17 protein-coding genes and 3 pseudogenes are annotated in these 17,927 nt (G+C 60.7%); 7 read left to right on the top strand and 13 right to left on the bottom strand.

The genetic code is table 11. The features are described from left to right. Window positions 1–47: 47 nt before the first annotated feature. Together AB3G45_RS02975 and AB3G45_RS02970 are read right to left on the bottom strand one after the other, a co-directional pair. Window positions 48–389, bottom strand: a complete 342-nt coding sequence (locus tag AB3G45_RS02975; protein WP_367829165.1) for a divalent metal cation transporter — start codon at window positions 387–389, stop codon at window positions 48–50. After that, window positions 293–1,150: pseudogene (locus AB3G45_RS02970) on the bottom strand (divalent metal cation transporter). Before AB3G45_RS02970 ends, AB3G45_RS02975 begins: the two are co-directional and overlap by 97 nt. Before the next feature lie 82 nt (window positions 1,151–1,232). Here AB3G45_RS02970 and AB3G45_RS02965 point away from each other — a divergent pair. From AB3G45_RS02965 to AB3G45_RS02955, 3 genes and pseudogenes are all read left to right on the top strand, one after another. Next, a complete protein-coding gene (locus AB3G45_RS02965; RefSeq protein WP_367829164.1) occupies window positions 1,233–1,739 on the top strand; it encodes a hypothetical protein in 507 nt (168 codons plus the stop codon). A gap of 113 nt (window positions 1,740–1,852) precedes the next feature. Next, window positions 1,853–2,326: pseudogene (locus AB3G45_RS02960) on the top strand (ferritin-like domain-containing protein); the annotation flags it as partial. Window positions 2,327–2,427: 101 nt separating this feature from the next. Then, window positions 2,428–3,015 (top strand): cysteine hydrolase family protein, encoded by a 588-nt coding sequence (locus tag AB3G45_RS02955; protein WP_367829163.1) that lies wholly within the window; start codon window positions 2,428–2,430, stop codon window positions 3,013–3,015. Window positions 3,016–3,035: 20 nt separating this feature from the next. On the opposite strand, the gene AB3G45_RS02950 is transcribed toward AB3G45_RS02955, so the two are convergent. From AB3G45_RS02950 to AB3G45_RS02930, 5 genes are read right to left on the bottom strand one after another with little or no spacing between them, the layout of a single operon-like run. Next, window positions 3,036–3,443, bottom strand: coding sequence for an HD domain-containing protein (locus tag AB3G45_RS02950; RefSeq protein WP_367829162.1), 408 nt, complete (start codon window positions 3,441–3,443; stop codon window positions 3,036–3,038). Window positions 3,444–3,447: 4 nt separating this feature from the next. Beyond that, window positions 3,448–3,681: a DUF2934 domain-containing protein gene (locus tag AB3G45_RS02945; protein ID WP_367829161.1), complete on the bottom strand. Its 234-nt coding sequence runs from the start codon at window positions 3,679–3,681 to the stop codon at window positions 3,448–3,450. Window positions 3,682–3,728: 47 nt separating this feature from the next. Continuing rightward, entirely contained in the window at window positions 3,729–4,898 is a 1,170-nt protein-coding gene (locus AB3G45_RS02940; protein ID WP_367829160.1) for a zinc-dependent alcohol dehydrogenase, read from the bottom strand. A gap of 13 nt (window positions 4,899–4,911) precedes the next feature. After that, window positions 4,912–6,714: a YbhB/YbcL family Raf kinase inhibitor-like protein gene (locus AB3G45_RS02935; RefSeq protein ID WP_367829159.1), complete on the bottom strand. Its 1,803-nt coding sequence runs from the start codon at window positions 6,712–6,714 to the stop codon at window positions 4,912–4,914. 55 nt (window positions 6,715–6,769) lie between these two features. Then, window positions 6,770–7,636, bottom strand: a complete 867-nt coding sequence (locus tag AB3G45_RS02930; RefSeq protein ID WP_367829335.1) for an SDR family oxidoreductase — start codon at window positions 7,634–7,636, stop codon at window positions 6,770–6,772. A 469-nt stretch (window positions 7,637–8,105) separates the two neighbouring features. Between AB3G45_RS02930 and AB3G45_RS02925 the strand changes: the two genes are divergently transcribed. Then, window positions 8,106–8,765, top strand: coding sequence for a DUF6766 family protein (locus AB3G45_RS02925; protein ID WP_367829158.1), 660 nt, complete (start codon window positions 8,106–8,108; stop codon window positions 8,763–8,765). Window positions 8,766–8,897: 132 nt separating this feature from the next. Here AB3G45_RS02925 and ligD read toward each other — a convergent pair. Both ligD and AB3G45_RS02915 read right to left on the bottom strand, forming a co-directional pair. After that, window positions 8,898–11,536, bottom strand: a pseudogene (gene ligD / locus AB3G45_RS02920) (DNA ligase D). Between the two features lie 436 nt (window positions 11,537–11,972). Further along, the gene (locus AB3G45_RS02915; RefSeq protein ID WP_367829157.1) at window positions 11,973–12,773 is read right to left on the bottom strand and encodes an alpha/beta hydrolase; all 801 of its coding nucleotides are present in this window, start codon (window positions 12,771–12,773) and stop codon (window positions 11,973–11,975) included. 154 nt (window positions 12,774–12,927) lie between these two features. On the opposite strand from AB3G45_RS02915, the gene AB3G45_RS02910 reads away from it, so the two are divergent. Continuing rightward, on the top strand, window positions 12,928–13,131 hold the full coding sequence (locus AB3G45_RS02910; RefSeq protein WP_367829156.1) for a cold-shock protein: 204 nt from the start codon (window positions 12,928–12,930) through the stop codon (window positions 13,129–13,131). 21 nt (window positions 13,132–13,152) lie between these two features. Here the strand turns inward: AB3G45_RS02910 and AB3G45_RS02905 are convergent, their stop codons facing one another. The 4 genes from AB3G45_RS02905 to AB3G45_RS02890 form a co-directional block, all read right to left on the bottom strand. After that, window positions 13,153–13,530, bottom strand: coding sequence for a hypothetical protein (locus AB3G45_RS02905; protein WP_367829155.1), 378 nt, complete (start codon window positions 13,528–13,530; stop codon window positions 13,153–13,155). An 8-nt stretch (window positions 13,531–13,538) separates the two neighbouring features. After that, window positions 13,539–14,519, bottom strand: coding sequence for an HWE histidine kinase domain-containing protein (locus AB3G45_RS02900; protein ID WP_367829154.1), 981 nt, complete (start codon window positions 14,517–14,519; stop codon window positions 13,539–13,541). Between the two features lie 69 nt (window positions 14,520–14,588). Then, window positions 14,589–14,801 carry a hypothetical protein gene (locus tag AB3G45_RS02895; protein WP_367829153.1) on the bottom strand — a complete coding sequence of 71 codons (213 nt, stop codon included), beginning with the start codon at window positions 14,799–14,801 and terminating at the stop codon, window positions 14,589–14,591. Between the two features lie 387 nt (window positions 14,802–15,188). After that, window positions 15,189–15,476: an HU family DNA-binding protein gene (locus AB3G45_RS02890; RefSeq protein WP_367829152.1), complete on the bottom strand. Its 288-nt coding sequence runs from the start codon at window positions 15,474–15,476 to the stop codon at window positions 15,189–15,191. A gap of 268 nt (window positions 15,477–15,744) precedes the next feature. On the opposite strand from AB3G45_RS02890, the gene AB3G45_RS02885 reads away from it, so the two are divergent. Both AB3G45_RS02885 and AB3G45_RS02880 read left to right on the top strand, forming a co-directional pair. After that, on the top strand, window positions 15,745–16,044 hold the full coding sequence (locus AB3G45_RS02885) for a hypothetical protein (protein ID WP_367829151.1): 300 nt from the start codon (window positions 15,745–15,747) through the stop codon (window positions 16,042–16,044). Window positions 16,045–16,286: 242 nt separating this feature from the next. Next, window positions 16,287–17,849, top strand: a complete 1,563-nt coding sequence (locus AB3G45_RS02880; protein WP_367829150.1) for a diguanylate cyclase — start codon at window positions 16,287–16,289, stop codon at window positions 17,847–17,849. Window positions 17,850–17,927: the final 78 nt, after the last annotated feature.

Raw genomic sequence — 17,927 nt, 5'->3', positions numbered from 1 at the left:
TCTTTCAATTAGCCGGAGCCCATCCAACCCTCCCGGTCATTGTGGCGTTACCGATAGATTAGCATCGCCGCCGCCGCGACCGCCATCACAGCCGTCGCCATCCATCCCGTAAAGACAAGTACCGGGCGGGCGATGAACTGCCCCATGCGCGCGTGGCGGCTGACGACCATCATCATGCCGACCATGATCGGGACCGCGACGAAGCCATTGATGACAGCACTCCAGAAGAGTGCACGGATGGGATCAATGGGAAGGAACTCGATCGCTAGCCCGAGCACCGTGGCTATGGCGATCACGCCGTAGAAGCCGAATGCCTCTTTGGGCCGGCTTTCGAGGCTGCAGGCCCAGCCGAAGCACTCCGCGGCATAGGCGGCCGAGCCCGCGAGCACCGGAAAGGAAAGCAGCCGGTTCCGATGATTCCGATGCTGAACAGCGCGAAGGCGAAATTTCCGGCAACGGGCTTCAGGGCCTCAGCCACATCGGCAGCAGTCCCGATATGTGTCTTTCCGCTCGCGTGTAGGGTCGCCGCCGTGCTCATAATGATGGCAATGGCGACCAGGTTGGAAATCGCCATGCCGGCGAAGGTATCGATGCGGACGCGTTTCAACTCCCGCTTTGCCTGGCGCGGCGCCTGCCGCAGCGGCTGCGCCTCATACTTGCCGTCGATCTCCTCCACCTCCTGGCTGGTCTGCCAGAAAAACAGTTAGGGACTGATTGTCGTGCCGAGGATCGCGACGATAACCGTGAATGTCTCGCCGTTCAGCTCAAGCGAAGGCAAGACGAAGCCCTTGGCTGCCTCCAGCCAGTCTATCTCCACGACGAAGAGCACGGCGACATAGGAAAGCAGCACCATAGTGAGCCACTTCAGGTAGGAAGGACACGAACATCTGCAAAACGAGCGACACGATCGCAAAGAGGATCGTTACCGGCATGCTCGGAAGCCCCTCTCGAGTTCCGCCGACGCGCCCATCGCGGAAAGGTTGGCGCCGATATTGATCGCGTTGGCGACGAACAGCAGGCCGACAAGGAGGAGCAACATTGAGCGTGGCAAGATCGTCCGCAGGTTGGCGGCGAGCCCACAGCCGGTGACCCGGCCGATACGGCCGCTGATCATCTGGGTCGCCGACATCAGCGGATAGGTCAGCAGCATCAACCAGAACAGATTGAAGCCAAACTGCGCGCCAGCCTGCGAATAGGTCGCGATCCCCGAGGGATCGTCGTCCGCTGCGCCGGTGATAAGCCCCGGCCCGAGCTGTTTCAGGACGGTGGGTTCTGATCCGCCTTCGAACGGCGTCAATATCGAACTTCTGACCGGCCTCCAGGACGCCATCGCGGCGGAGAAGGCGGAGGTCGCCCTGATCGCTCCGAAAGTCGGCGGCGTGACGGCGTCCGACGGTTCATGGGTGCCGGTGCAGTTCATGATCGACGGCGGACCCTCCGTGCTTTTCGACGCGGTCGCGCTCCTGCCGGCCAAGGCGGCGATGGATGATCTTCTTCAAGAAGCGACCGCGCGGGACTTCGTCGCCGATGCCTTCCAGCACTGCAAGTTCATTGGCCACGTCGCCGATGCCCTCCCGCTCCTGCAGGTGGCCGGGATTGCTGACAGGCTCGATGAAGGCGTGATCGAACTGCCTGGCGAAAACGGCCTCTCGACCTTCGTCGCGGAACTCGGCGAGCTGCGCCTTTGGGCACGTGAGCCCGCCGTCAAGCTCGGCAAGGTATCCATTCCGCCCGCTTAGTCGGCGGCATTCTTTGCCGTATGCGCGGGGAACAAAGGTCAGAAAGGCTGGTTGAATCCCCGCGCGATCGCGCCCGCCACTCTGGCAAACATTCACGACAACAGGAGAGACCCATGCCAACCAAGACAATGGAAGACCTTTTCCTCGACGGTATCAAGGATATCTATTATGCCGAGCGCAAGATCATTGCCGGCCTCAAGAAGATGATCCGCGGCGCCGAGGCACAGGACCTGAAGGCCGCCTTCGACAAGCACCTCCAGGAAACCGAGGGCCAGGTCGAACGGCTCGTGCAGGTGTTCGAGCTTCTCGGCAAGCCGGCGCGCGGCAAGACCTGCCCGGCCATCGACAGCATTCTTGAAGAAGGCCAGGAAATCCTCGAGGAATTCAAGGATTCGCCCGCGCTCGATGCAGGCCTTCTCGCCGCCGCTCAGGCCGTCGAGCACTACGAAATCGCCCGCTACGGCACCTTGAAGTCGTGGGCCATGCAGCTTGGCAAGAACGACGTCGCCAAGCTTCTCGACCAGACGCTCGCCGAGGAAACCAAGACCGATCAGGCCCTGACGCAGCTTGCGGAGGCGAAGGTCAACCGCGAAGGCAAGACCCAAGGCCGCATGAGCCGGAACGGGCGGAGAACGGTTCTCCGCCCGTCTGCTGCGCGGCGAAAGACGCCCGGTGCGATGGGATGGGAGTGGAGATGTACGGCGAGTGGCGACATATCTGCGTGGACATGCAGCGCATGTTCGCCGAAGACACGCCATGGAGGGTATCGTGGATGGAGCGGGTCTCGTCGCAGGTGCAGGAGGTTTCAGGCCAGCATCCGGAGCGCACGATCTTCTCGCGTTTCCTGCCGCCGGCAAAACCCGCCGATGCGTCGGGGATGTGGCGCGCCTATTACGACAAGTGGTGGATGATGACGGCCGAGCACCTGCCGGCCGAGATGTATGGCCTGCTCCCGGAGCTCGCCGCATTCACGCCGCCCGCGATCGTCTTCGACAAGCGGACATATTCTCCCTGGATCGACGGACGGCTCAACGCATTTCTGAGGGGACAGGACGTCGAAACGCTGGTCGTCACCGGTGGTGAGACCGATGTCTGTGTTCTCGCCACGGCGCTGGGCGCCATCGATCTCGGCTACCGTACGATCATTCTGACCGATGCCGTCTGCAGCGGTACGGATGAAACCTACGACGCGTCAATGAAGCTGCTCGAAAGCCGGTTTACCGCCCAAATGGACTCCATGACGACGGAGGCATTTTTGTCGTCAGTTTCCGGGTAGCCGTCAGCACAACAAGGCTTTTACAGTTCCGCAACAATACGAAGGGCATTCAGGTATTTCTCACCATCCTCGCCGATCGTCTGCACCTGCGAAAGATTGTCCTCCAGATCCGCCCGTTTCACAGGGTTGGCGACAGGATTTGAAGCGGCCCGGCGAACAAATGTCTCCCACTCTTCGTCCCTTCTTCGGGTCATCGCGTCCACCGCGCCGACAATGTCGGGAGGAAAGCCCTCCTCCCGCAGCCGATCCAATGTCCATCCCTTACCCTTCTCGACCACGTCATGCAGATAGGCGACGACTTTACCAGTTTCGTCTGCAACGGCCGCGGCAACGCGACGGCAGTGCTCAAAATAGGATCGTCCGGTCTTATCGGACTGGCCTTCGTGTGCCGAATGGGCGATCAGGATCGCGTGATCGAGGTGGTTCACGGCTTCACGGTCCTTCAGTGCGTTTGACGTTCTTGCGCACTGGCTCAGTTCCGGTCGAAATCTCCACGATCGGTGTCTCCGCAGCGCCGTTCGCTCCGCCAGATTCCTCATTCGAGGCATCGAACTCCGCTTCCGCCATTGTCCAGTGGCGCAAGTCCTCACCTACGGGAGATCCCTCCTCTTCCCAGATCCAGTAGGCGCGCCGACGAATTTCTTCCTGTCGATCTATATCTGTCATCGGTCTTCTCCTCGCTTTGTTTTCGGCTGCTCGTCGCGTACTCGGCTCTACGGCTTGAGCACGACCTTGATGCAGCCATCCTTTTTGTCTCGGAATGTCTTATAGAGCTCGGGCCCATCCTCGAGACCGGCCCGGTGGGTGATAACGAAAGAAGGATCGATATCCCCACGCTCGATGCGTTCCAGAAGGATGGGAAGATAGTGCTGGACCGGGGTCTGAGCCATGCGGAACGTCAAGCCGCGGTTGATGGCCGAGCCCATCGGGATCTTGTCGACGAAACCGCCATAGACGCCGACGATCGAGACGATGCCGAAGTTGCGGCAACAATGAATGGCTTGGCGCAGCACATGCGGCCGGTCCGTCCCCATGAAGGTGGCGACTTTCACCCGGTCGACAATTGCGTCGAAGCCAGACATGGTGTCTGGCTCCGTGCCGACCGCATCGATACAGGCATCGGCTCCGCGGCCGGCGGTCAGGTCCATTATGCGGTCGTAGATGTCTTCATCGCGGAAATCGAGCACGAGCGCACCGCTCGCCTCGGCCAGTGCCTTGCGTTCCGGCACGGTGTCGATGGCGATTACCCGCTCGGCGCCTAGAAGTAAGGCGCTTTTGATCGCCATCTGTCCGACAGGGCCGCAGCCCCAGACCGCAATCGTATCGCCCGGTTTGATATCGCAAAATTCAGCGGCCATGTATCCGGTGGGAAAGATGTCGGAGAGGAAGAGAACCTGTTCGTCGGTCAGGCTGTCCGGCACCCTGATGGGACCGACGTCCGCATAGGGCACGCGCATATACTCCGCCTGTCCGCCGCTGAACCCGCCAAGAAGGTGAGAGTAGCCAAAAAGCCCCGCTGGGGAGTTGCCCCAGAGCTTCGCCGCCTTCTTGCGGTTTGGGTTCGAGCGCTCACAGCCGGAGAAATGTCCGCGCTTGCAGAAGAAGCATTCGCCGCAGGCGATGGTGAAAGGCACAACGACACGGTCGCCGACTTTGAGGGCCTTGTTGTCCGATCCGACTTCAACGACTTCGCCCATCGTTTCATGACCGACGATGTCGCCATGTTCCATGCCGGGGATGACGCCATCGAAGATGTGGAGATCAGACCCGCAGATCGCGCATGCCGTCACCTTTATGATGGCGTCACGCCCGTTCTCGATCTTCGGATCGGGAACGCTTTCACAGCGAACATCGCTTTTGCCGTGCCAGGTAAGTGCTTTCATCGCTCTATCCTTCCTAGTTCGCTGCTGCTTTGCGCTCGAAGGTACCGACGATCTCTCCTTTCGAGAGAACATGGCCACTCATTGCCTTGAGGACGTCCTCGCGCGCCGCGCCCGGGTCGATACCGAGCGTGTCGACATCGAGAGCGAATATCTGGAAATGGTAGTGATGCGCGGGATCGCCGGTCGGCGGCTTCGGGCCGGTATAACCAATCGACCCCATGCTGTTTGCGCCCTGCTTCATGCCTTTGGGGTACTGAAGGATAGGTGTCCCGGGCAGGCCTTCGTGAAGCTTCGTGGTGTCAGCAGGAATGTCATAGGCTAGCCAATGAGTGAACGGTTTTGGCTTGTCGGCATCGGGATCGTCGACGACGACGACGTAAGATTTCGTTTCCTTGGACCCCTCCCAGTCCAGCGCTGGCGAGGCATTGTCGCCGTCGGCTGCATACTGGAGCGGTATGGACTGGTTCGCTGGAAAGGCGCTCCGAACCGCAAGAACCTTCGAGGCCTTTGCCTCAACTAGCTCGATCGCTATTTTCGACGCCGGTTTTTCCGCAACGACGTTGGGAATGGCCTTGGTATCGTTTGCCGAGCCCTGCGGCTTGCCTTCGTAGCGCACGCGATAGACAATACCGTTGCTGTCATCGGCAACGAAAAGGGCTCCGTCCTTACTCACGGCGACGCCTGTCAAGCGGCCGAGATAACCGTATTTCCCACTTTCCTGCTGAAGGAGAAAGCCTTCGAGGAAGCGCTCGAAGGCGACAGGCTTGCCATTCTCGAAATTGATGCGGACCACCTCGTACCCACTCGGCGGTCGGCGGTTCCAGGAGCCGCGCATGGCCACAAAGGCATCACCACGATAATCGTCAGGGAAGGCATTGCCGTCGTAAAATGCCATCTGCATCGGCGCGCTGTGCGGCGTGTATCCGAGCAAGGGCTCGGTCGACTGCCTCGCCCAGTCTTCCAGAGAAATTCCTTCCGGCGGATCGATATGTGGATTGAGGCCGCTCTTGCCATAGACATAGGGCCACCCGTACTTTTTTCCCTGCTCGAGACCGTTGAGTTCCTCGATCTGCACCTCGTCGCCAAGCCAATCGATGCCATGGTCGACGCCATAAAGCGCGCCGGTGGTCGGCTCCCAGTCGAAGCCGATGGTGTTTCTCAGGCCGCTGGCGAAGATCGTGCGGCTCTTGCCGTCCTTGCTGGCGCGCAAGAGCGCGGCGTTCTCCGGGTTGTCCTCCTGGCATTCGTTGCAGGTGCTGCCCGAGGAGATGTAGAGCATGTCGTCCGGTCCGATGCCGAGCGTGCGGTTCGCATGTTGGCCGGCATCCGGGAGATCGTTGATGATGCGCGTAAGAGGGCCGAACGTGCCGTCGTCGTTGACATCGGCCGTATAGACATCGTGGATGGTGACGAGGAAGACCTTGTCTCCGTCGAAGGCGATACCGTGCATTCCCGGCCGACTGGAGACCGTTACAGCGCCGTCGGCTACGCCATCGCCATCGCCGTCTTTCAGCATGACGACATCGCCGACAGAGCGGCGGGTGGCGTAGAGCACACCGGCATCCGAAACGGCAAGCATACGCGGATTGATAAGGTCGCGCGCAAAAACCTCGACCTTGAAACCTTCCGGTGCCTTGATAAGGCCCGTAAGCTTGTCATCGTCTGTCATTTGAATTTTTTCAGGCTCAAGGATCGAGCCTTCGATGACGACGTCCGATGCGCGGCCAACCTCACCCTTGACCTGCGCAAGCGCGCCCGCCGGTGGAGTCAACAACAGAGCGCAGGCAGACAGGCGTAGTCCCGGGAAGGATTTCATGTGCAGGCTCCAGTTAGGTGGCGAGACGATGCGTATTCAGAGGTGGCAAGCCGGCTCAGATCATGATCTCGCCGCCCGTGACGGGGATCACCGCGCCCGTCATGTAGCTGCCGAGGTCGGAGGCGAGCAGGACGAAGGCCCCGGCGAGTTCGGCCGGCTGGCCGGCGCGACCAATGAGGGATTGCTTGCCGAAATCCTTCGTTTTCTCGGGCGACATGGTCGAGGGAATGAGCGGCGTCCAGATCGGTCCCGGCGCGACGGCGTTCACACGAATTCCCTTGTCGGCGACCATTTCGGCGAGCCCTGCCGTGAAGTTCGAGATTGCCCCTTTCGTCGCTGCGTAGGCGAGAAGATGGGACGAGGGCTGGCGAGACTGGATAGAGGTCGTGTTGATGATGGCGCTGCCGGGCTTCATGTGCGGAATGGCCGCGCGGGCCAGGAAGAACGGCGCATAGATATTGGTCCGGAACGTCCGGTCCCATTCCTCGGTGCTGATATCACCGATGTCCGCATAAGTCCGCTGAAAAGCGGCATTGTTCACGAGGATATCGAGCTGGCCGAAGGCTTCCAGACACTGACGCACGAGGTGACGGCAATGTTCCTCGCTTGTGATGTCCCCTGGAAGGACCATGGCTTTGCGTCCCGCGTCCTCGACCCAGCGCGCGGTCTCATTGGCGTCCTGCTCCTCGCTCAAATAGGAAATCACGATATCGGCGCCCTCGCGGGCGAAGGCGATGGCGACTGCCCGGCCGATACCAGAATCCGCGCCCGTGATCAGCGCCACTTTCCCAGTGAGGCGCCCTGCCCCGGCGTAACTCTTCTCGCCGTGGTCAGGAATCGGCTTCATCTCATGCGTCAGACCCGGCGGAGACTGCTGCTGCTCCGGTTGGGGAGGAAAGGGCCGGTGGTCATCGTCCGTCATGGTCATCTCCAGCCTATAAATCTAATGGGCGAACTCTCATGGAGATTAGATGTTCCGTACGCGTCAGGCCGACGGCCGTTTGGCAAGAGCCATACCGGCGCGCAATGGCCGACGGCGTCTTGCAGCCAGGAAACGGGCCAGCGCAACGGCGGTCGGCGCGACCAAGATTGTTCCGCTCGTTCGGTGACGCGAGCGACGTCCCCATCGATGCGCGCTCCGTCTGATGGCGAGCGATAAGAGTCGCCGTCGCTCTGGTCGACGCGCGGCGCCCAGCTTCTACGACCGCTGTGTCTATTCAAGAGAAGCAGGAACGCGAACGGCCGCGACGCGCAGGGACGCCCGATGCGGGGTGGGCAAATATTGGCGGGGGCTGCAATCCCTGCCCAGCGCCTTTTGACGGTGACAGCGTTGGAACATTGCCACTTGCTGATTGTTGTTGCCGCGCATCTATATTGCTCGGAGTTGCAACGTGAAACTTCTTAGAGACAACGGCTTAACGATCTTTCTGACGGTTGCGACCATAGGAACTATGCTGGGAATGGTGGCGTCAGGACTCTCCGTCTACAACGACGAACTGCTGCATCATCATCAGCCCACCGTATCGCTGGCCGCGTACCTGATCAGCGGACATTTCCTGTCCGCGCTCTTTGAGAACTGGGAGAGCGAATTTCTGCAGATGTCGGCCTATGTCGTGCTGACGGCCTTCCTTTTTCAGCGCGGTTCGGCCGAATCGAAGGATCCGGACGACGGCGCAGAGCAGGACGAGGACCCCGCAAGACATGCTGGAGACCCAAATGCGCCGCTGCCCGTCCGGCTTGGCGGCCTGTCCGCCAGCCTTTATGCCTATTCGCTGGGAATCGCGCTTTTTGCCCTTTTCCTCCTGAGCTTTGCGCTCCACCTTCAGCACAGCGCCGCCGCCGAGGCGGTCGAGGCGCTGAGCCACGGCGAGCCTCCGCGGACGATCTGGCAGCATGCCGGTAGTGCGCAATTCTGGTTCGAGTCCTTCCAGAACTGGCAATCGGAGTTCCTGTCCACAGCCGTTCTCGTTGTCCTCTCGATTTTTCTACGCTTTCGCGGCTCGCCGGAGTCGAAGCCGGTTGCCGCGCCTCATTCCAAAACGGGAGCATAGGCGTGTCCGCACAGGCTCCACGGAGCGGTAGGAAGTGATAGAGCAGTTAGCCATCATCAAGCCGCTCGGGGTTCGACGCGATTGTACTTCTTCATTCTTCCTATGTGGCCCTAGCGCTCGGCCCTTCAAAGGTCATGCCGCAGCCTTGTTTTTGCCGAGCCGCTTGATCGCCTGCTCCAGCGGGCGCTGGCCATCGCAGTAGTCCTCCCATGCGCTCGTCTTCGCCAGGAGCGCCGGCACGGTGCGGATCGTGAACCGCTTCGGATCGAGATCGGATTTGACCTGTGTCCAGGTGAGCGGCATCGACACGGTGGCGCCAGGCCTTGCCCGCGGTGACAAGGGGGCGACTGCGGTCGCCATGCGGTCGTTGCGCAGATAGTCCAGGAAGATTCGTCCTCCCCGCAGGCTCTTGGTCATCTTGATGAGGTAGGCGTCGGGATTGTCGCGCGCCATTTCCTGGCAAACGTCGTGGGCGAAACCCTTGGCCTCAGCCCACGAGAGCGGCTTGCGGGCATTGACGGCAAGCGGTGTCACGACGTGCAGCCCCTTGCCGCCGGTCGTCTTGCAGAAACTGATGAGCCCGAGATCATCCAGCCGGTCTCGCATCTCGCGGGCGGCCGCAACCAAAGCTGAGAACGGAACATCCGGCCCGGGGTCGAGGTCGAAGACCAGCCGGCCCGGTACTTCGGGTTTTCCCGGTTCGCAGTTCCACGGATGCAGTTCGACACCACCAATCTGCGCGATGGCGATGAGGCCTTCGATTCGATCGACCTGAAGATACGCCTTCTTGTCACCGAAGACCTTGACCAGTTCCAGAAGGTTCGACGTACCGGGCATGGCGTGGCGCTGGAAGAATTGTTCACCGCCGATCCCATCCGGCGCCCGGATGATCGAACAGGGTCGGCCCTTCACATGCTCGATGAGCCAGGAACCAACGGCTTCGTGATATCGGGCTAGCTCTTCCTTGGTCACGGGCTTGCCGTCACCGGCGTCCGGCCACAGCGGCTTGTCCGGATTGGAGACGAAAACGCCCATGACCTCGGCCTTCACGCCTTTGCGGCGCGGCGTGCTAGGCACGGTCGGAGCGGGCTCGGGCGTCTCCGTCTTCGCTGGCGGGGCAGGCTTCTCGGCTTCGACTTCCGCGGCCGGCTTGTCTTCCCGCAGGCCTTTGAAGGCGGCCTGGCGAACCAGACCGTCGGCGGTCCAGCCAGCGAATTCGATCTCGGCCACCAGCTCGGGCTTCAGCCAGAAGACTTCCTTCTCTTTTTTCGGCGCCCCGATCCCGGTGAAGGGCGATTTTGTGGTTTCGAGCGCCTTCAATTTGGGGAGAAGCGTTTCGACCTTCTTGGCGCCATAGCCCGTGCCGACCCGGCCGACATAGACGAAGTGGTCGCCACGATTGACGCCGACCAGCAGCGATCGGAACTTTCCGTTCGTCCTGGCATAGGCGCCGATGACAACCTCATGCCCGGCCCGGCATTTCGACTTCGCCCACGTGTCGGCGCGGCCGGATTGATAGGGCGCATCCGCCTGTTTCGAGACGATGCCTTCGAGCGAGAGCTTGCAAGCCGAGCGTAGAACCGCATCGCCGCCCGTCTCGAAATGCTCGACGAAACGCAGATGCGAATCCTTGGGAGCGTCCACAAGCAGCTCCTGCAGCCGAGCTTTCCGGTCGACCAGGTGCTTTTCGCGAAGGTCTTCCCCCCCCCATCGAAGAGGAGGTCGAATGCAAAATAGACGAGATTGCCGGTGTTGCGCTCCGACAGCGCTGCCTGCAATGCTGCGAAATCCGGGGCGCCGTTATCGTCGAGCGCGGAGATCTCGCCGTCGATGATGCAATCCGGAAGTGATGCGGCGGCGTCGGCGATCTCCGGATACTTGGCGGTCCAATCCAAGCCCTTACGGGTTTTGAGCGTCACATCGCCATTCGCGACCCGCATCTGAATTCGATAGCCGTCGAACTTGATCTCATGCAGCCACTTATCGCCGGCGGGCGGGCGTTCGAGCGTTTCGCAGAGCTGCGGAGGAATGAAGTCCGGCAGATCGGCCGCCGTAGATGTCGCGATTTCCTTGCGCGTCTTCTTTTTGCGCTCGTCGGCCGCGAGGCCGTGCTTGCTGTCCCAGACCGCGTCCGCCTCGACGTCGCCGCTGGCCGTCATGAACGGTTTCGGCTTCCGCCCCTTGCCGCCGACGATCTGCTCCATCGTCCGGCCGGACGCGACCGACGTCATGTTCTCGTCCAGGATGGCTGCGCCCTTCTCTTCGACGGAATGCTCGTCGTGGTGCTTGATCAGCAACCAGTTTGTCCGTTTGCCGCCATCGCGATCGTTGCGCATCCTGACGAGCACGAAGCTACCATGCAGGCGCTTGCCATGAAGCACGAACTTGAAGTCACCCTTCTTCAAGGCCTCTTCCGGCGACTTATTGCCTTCGGGTTCCCAATAGCCACGATCCCAGAGCATGACCGTACCACCGCCATATTGCCCCTTCGGGATTGTGCCTTCGAAGTCGCCATAGTCGAGCGGGTGATCCTCGACTTCGACGGCTAGCCGCTTGTCATGCGGATCGAGCGACGGCCCCCTGGTCACGGCCCAGGATTTGAACACGCCGCCAAGCTCGAGGCGCAGATCGTAGTGAAGGCGCGTGGCATTGTGTTTCTGGATGATAAAGCGCATCCGGCTCGAGGATTTGACGGCCGTCGAGCCACTCGGTTCCTGGGTCTGCTTGAAATCCCGCTTCTTCTTGTAGGTTGGGAGCTTGTCATCCGACATGTCGACCTCGATCCGTTTCGCCTCGCCGCGCAACCTCGCCCACTCACCAGATGTTTCGGTCGAGCTGCGACGCGATCATCGGCACGGCAGCCGCGCCCGGGGCGCCGAGGCGCCGAGGCGCCGAGGCGCAGCCGTTGCACGAGCCGGCCGAGAAGGTACGTCGTTGCAGCGGTCGCCGCGACCCGGAGCCAGGGGTGGATCTCGCCGCGGGACGGCGGCGCATCCATCCCGTTCGTCTGCTCGCGGATGGTGGCAAGCCGGGCACGAAGATCGGCGACCTCCCGGCGAAGGGCTGCAAGCTGCTGGTGGGCTGAAGGTACGTCCACCCCGCCCGGATCCTCAGCCGGGCTCTCCTCTTCAAGCTCGGCGAGGTGCTCCCGCAGTTGAGCCGGGCTATCGAATCCCTTTGTGCGGATATCCGTCATCGGTATGTCTCCTAACGCAGGGTCGACGCTTGTGGTGCCGGTGAGATCTCGCGTCCGTTCTGCTCGAGCCACTCGGCGACGAAGGTCGCGACCTCTTCCCAGCCGGGTTCGCCGCAGATGAAGTGGCTTCGCCCCACGAACCTCCTGAAGTCGGTGATGCTGTCGGCATCTTCGTACGCGTTAAAATTCTTCTCGCAGAGGTCGGCCGGGATGATCTCGTCCTCCTCGGCCGCGATCAAGAGAAGCGGGGCGTGTGGCCGCTCGAGATCGATCCGGCCGGATGCTCCCATGCAGTCGCGCAGGACGTTGCGGCTGTCATGCGTCGCGGTCTGCTCGAAGGCCGCGGCAGCTGCTTCTTCCGACAGCGTGTTGGCGAAGGCGCCATGAAAGGTTTTGGCGTCCATATAGACCGGTTCGTCGCCCTTGAACGGATTGGTGATGATCGCGCTGTTCTTGATGAAGCCCCAGTCGAAGTCGAGCATGGCGTTCGGCGCGACCGACGCGATCCCGACAGCGCCGGATACGACACCGGGCGCTAGCAGCTTCTGGGCGATAAGGCCCCCGACCGAATGGCCGATGACGATCGGCCGGTCGAGCGTGGTGACAGCCGCTTCGATGCTGTTGTAGATCTCGTCGAGGCTGAGTTCGCCGAGGCCGGCCGGTGGGTTATGCCGCAGCCCCTCCGGCGCGCCATCATGGAGCGGCCAGGCAGGCGCTTTGCAATCGTAGCCGCGCTCCGCGAAAAAGCGGACCCAGTTTTCCCAGCTCTTCGGGTTCTGGAACATGCCATGCACGAATACGATCGTCTTCATCGGGAAATCCTTTGTTGGAGTCGGGATGAAGAACCCGTGCGCACGACGCTTGTTCCCTTGCGGCCGCGCCGGCGCGGACAAATGGTTGCGAGAAGGCCAGACGATCAATAAGGTCTGCCGGCGGCGCCTGTGCCGTGGAGTTTACGAGGTTCACATGGCAACCGGTACGGTCAAGTTTTTCAATCAGGACAAGGGCTTCGGGTTCATCACGCCTGACGATGGCGGACAGGATGTGTTTGTCCACGTCTCAGGAGTTCTGTCGGGCGGGCCGCTGCGAGACGGCGCGAAGGTTAGCTACGACCTCGGCCAGGACCGCAAGACCGGAAAGTCGAAAGCGGAAGACGTTCGCGCGACCTAATCCGGGCAGCATCAGGCCGTCTCAGCTTAGCAAGCGCCGGATTTCTCCAATCATCCGGGGCATGTCGGTCGGCTTGCCGAGATTGGTAACGCCTTGGAAGAAGCCGGATTCGGTAAGCTCGCGTCCCTCGGCGGACGCCAGCACAAACGGAACTCCCTGCGATCTGAGCAGCACGGCCACGGGCGTCACCTTTCCGTCCCTCAAAGTCACGTCGAGAACCGCGGCGTGCGGCTGCTCCCGGTGGAGGAGCCGCAAGGCATCCTCGATGCTTCCGACCGGTCCCAGAACCTCGAAACCGCTGCTCATGAGCGCTCGCTCGATCTCCATGGCGATGAAGATTTCATCCTCGACAACAAGGATGCGCACTGCGGTCTGATCGTGGCCATCGTCGGGAGGCATGCGTGTCCCTATATCGGAAGTTTGACTGTAGCGATCAAACCGTGCGGATCGAACCTTTGTTCCGCCGAACCGCCGAGATGTTTGGCAGTCGCAGTTATCAGCTCCGTTCCATATCCACGTCTCGTCGGCGGTCGAACCGTCGGCCCGTTTTCCTCCCGCCACTCACTGATCAACATGGGTTGCCCACCATCGGCCTCTTCGATCCGCCAGGACAGCCGCACACGCCCATCGGGGACCGAAAGCGCGCCGTATTTGAGCGCGTTCGTTGTCAGTTCGTGAAAAATCATGCTAACCGGGACTACTTTCATCGACGACAGAGTAGCAGGCGGGCCTTCTTCGATGAGAATGCGATTGCCACCGGTGGCGGTGATGGCAGCGTCGAGAAGCGCGCCGAACTCGGCGCTCGTGTCTCCCGGCGCGATCTCCTGCGCTCGCGCTGCGACATCGATACGCCCCAGAAAGGCGTCGCGATATTCCCGCGCCGTGCTGCCTTCCGTTTGCGTCTGCATGGCAAGTGCACGGATGACGGAAAACAGGTTCTTTATGCGATGGCGGGTTTCGGCAAGGATGATATCGCTCTCCGCCCGCTCCCGATTGCTGTCTGTGACGTCCTGAAACACGACGAGGATGCTGGTGCTGTTGTTGTCGGGATGGACAAGACGCCTGGCATCGACAAGGAATGTGCGCTCTCCGATGATTGGAAAATCGTGCGTGACCTCGTAGCCGACGACGGCAGCCGTCTTCGGAATGATTTCCGCGATCAGCTTGCGCAGGTCGACGATGTCCCACTGGCCGTTGCCGAGAGAAAACAGGCTGTGACCCAGGATATCGTCTCGCTCCACTTTGAACGCATCGATAAAAGCGTTGTTGACGTTGGTGACGCAAAAGCCCTGGTCGAGCACGACGAGGGGCTGTGTCAGCGTGTCAACAATCCCTTGCGCCTGGACGTGACCAGCGCGGAGCAGGCGGTATAAATCTTCAAGGACCATCTTTCGCCTTCCTGCGACCGGTTCATGGGACCGCCGACTGCACCAGCCGTCCGACGGAAACATCGAGTTCTACAGTTCCGTATTCTCCCAGCCGAGCGCGGTCGCGAGATAGCCCAGGGCGAAGGCAGCGCCTATGCTATAACTGAACAGCAAGGCTTCCAAGGGACTGAGCGCCGCACCGAATGCCGGTGGTTCGACTTGGAGGATGGCGACGGCGCTGCCGACGCCAAGCACAAAGCCGATCAAAAGGCGGCTCAGCATGTAGCGGACGAGCGCTGGCATTGGTCGGGCTCCGGGTTGAGAATGCTGAACGGCTCCAACCCCGGCGAAGTTCCGCCATAGCCGCACTTCCCCTCGGTTTATCTCGGATATCGGGAACTCCGTAGAGTGCAGCAACCTCGTGCCCGGTGAAGGCAAGGGCGGTCTATGCCTGGACAGACTACATCGACCGCATCGGTAACCTCGATCAAGTGCAGTCGGTGAGTTCTCTGTCATGCCGCCTGCAAGATCAGGAACACCTTTACCCGTCACGTTCCCAGTAGCATCGCATACGCATGAAGCGCCCGCCCGAGCGTCGTCACATCGGAATGGACCTCCATCCAGAAGCCCGCAACCTTCCCCACAACCACCTGGATCAACGCGTCAAGAACAGCCGCGCCGAGCGCTTTGCTATGTCCGCTCTTTGTTGAGCGCGTCCTTGAGGGATTTCGCCGGTGTGAACGTCACCTTCTTCGCCGCCGCGACGTTGATCATAGCGCCGGTTGCCGGATTGCGCGCCTCGCGTGCCGGTGTATCCTTCACCTTGAATTTGCCGAAGCCCGGAAGCGACATTTCCACGCCGGTGACGGCCGCTGCGGTAATCTGCGCGAACACCGCCTCCACGATCACCTTGCTCTGTGCCTTGCTCAATCCATGATCGCCAGCGATCTTGTCGGCAATCTCGTTGGTCGTTGTCATCGTCACTCTCCTCGTTGAATGATCGATAGTCTCTCCGCTTCTCACGGCTGTCATCTGGTGAGTGCGCCGGAAATACAAGCAGCGGCGCTTGTCCACAGAGTAGAGCGACCAAACCGCCATAGGGACCGGCGAGGACATCGAAATGATTGACTTCGGCCCTTGCCGCCCCAGATCAACTGCGTTCTTCCGACTCAAGCGGATGAACCGGGGAGACCTTTGCAGCCCCCGCTGTTTTGGGTCTCCCCATAGAATTCAGGCAGGAAACGAAATGCCCCTCATCAGCAAATCAGGTGCCTCGGCGCCGAGGGAACTCGGACTGTTCTGGCCGATGGAGACACCCGAGGGAATGACGCTCGACGTCTATATCTATGCCAGTACATTGCAAACGTTCGATACCGAACCCATTGGTCCTGTTGGATTGCTCAAGCGTCATCGTTCCCTACTGGAAGCCATCGCAAGCGATAAATACGATAGGGAGGGCACGACCAGCGATGGCACGCTCCATATCACCGCCGCTGACCTGACGACCCATCACGAAAGTCTCGAGATGACAACCAATCAGACGTAAGAACGGCCCCGCGCCGTTCATCTGACGTCATCCATCGACCCTTCGTCGCTGGCGCAGTCCTCGGCTTGCCAGGTCCATGGCAGCTTCGCCCTATCCAGTCTGCTAGATCAGCATTTTCGCAAGGCTCCGCCCAAAGCACCGCGCCAGGAACGATACAACGCTCAGTAGAACGTCTTCTTTACCATCGAAGGCTAATGTTTCGCAGTTGTGTCCCGCGAAAGACTGTCTGGTTTGGAGCAAGAATGCTTGGTGCAGAGTTAAGAGCATCTCTTGAAGCATGTCCGACCACGGCCTTTGTCGTCGATGCCACCGGAACGATTGTGTTCGCCAATGCCGCAGCCTATCGGCTGTTTCACCCCCAGCGCGATTTTCAGGGTCTGACGATCAAGCGATTTCTCCCTGACTGGCCTCTGCCGCCCCATGGGTCGCCATCGCGCATTGCCGATGGCCTCGGCAACGAAAAGCTGGCGCATGTGAATGTCGCAAGTTGGCCTGCAGTTTCGGGCACGATGACGACGGTCTTCGTCTACGTAGAACCGGAGCAGAACCGGCCGGATACCAACGAAGCCGAGAACCGCCTGCGCCATATCATCGAGATATTGCCGCAAGCCGTATGCGTCTTCGACGCCGAGGACCGGTTCGTGCTTTGGAACCGGAAGTATGCTGAGCTTTATAGCGACATCGCCGATCACCTCCAGCCAGGGATTCCGTTCGAAGAGATCTTGAGGATCAGCCTGGCCGGCGACGACATGCAGGAGCTCATCGAGGACAAGGAGACATGGCTTCGCGAACGAATGGAGAAATTTCGGCAGCCTGTCTCGCAGGAGGAGCAGCAGCTTCGCGACGGGCGATGGCTTCGGCATGACGACCGCCGTACGCCGGACGGTGACGCCATCGGCATGCGCATCGATATCACCGGATTGAAGCAGCGCGAGGAATGGCTTCGCCAACTGTTCGACGCCAACCCGATGCCGATGATGCTGTGCGACGGCGAAAGCCTCGCTATCCTGCAGGCCAATCAAGCCGCTTGCGATTTCTATGGGTATGATGAAGGGGAGCTGCTTTCAAAGGAAGCCGGCGAAATGCATGCGCAAGAGGAGGGGAAACGGTTCACCGCGACGCTTCATGATCTCAGCAAGGACTGCGATGCGTGCACCGTCTGGCGCCAATACGCGGCCAACGGCAGCGAGCGCCATGTTCTGATCTATGTCCGGCTTCTGCACGAAGGCTCCAGGCGCCGACTTCTCCTGACCATCGCGGATGTCAGCGATCGAGTTGTTGCGGAGGCTGAAGCCAATCGTCTTGCCCACCACGATGTTCTGACGGGCCTGCCCAACCGGATGCAGTTCTACAAGGCACTGAGCACAGCCCTCAAATCAAATGACGGGAAAAGTCTTTTCGTTCTTTGCCTTGATCTCGATGGGTTCAAGCCGGTCAACGACACCTTCGGCCACGCGGCAGGTGATGCTGTCCTCAAGATGACGTCCGATCGGCTGCGAGCCGAAGCACAAGGTCACATAATCGCACGACTGGGTGGCGACGAATTCGCCATTCTGATGATCGGGGACCATGCACAGGCTGTCGATCTGGCGAGACGCTGTGTTGCGGCCTTCGACGCTCCCTTCCCTGTTCGGGGCATGGCCATCAGGATTGGCGTGAGCATCGGTCTCGCGGAAACCGCTGCCGGCGGCATGGACGCCGACAAGCTTGTTCAAAAAGCCGACCGAGCGCTCTATCGCGCCAAGGCGAATGGCCGGAACACATGGACGATCGCCACGACACGACGTTCGCGGAAGGCTGGCTAAGATTCTTGGTGTCTTTTGCACCTCTGCTTTGTGCACTTCCAACTGCATCATGACGCGGTCGCTGCCTCCAGATGGGCG

This window comes from Shinella sp. S4-D37, assembly GCF_040812195.1.
Taxonomy (GTDB): domain Bacteria; phylum Pseudomonadota; class Alphaproteobacteria; order Rhizobiales; family Rhizobiaceae; genus Shinella.
The sequence above is the reverse complement of the archived record's forward strand: the minus strand, read 5'-3'. Positions and strand labels throughout refer to the sequence as shown.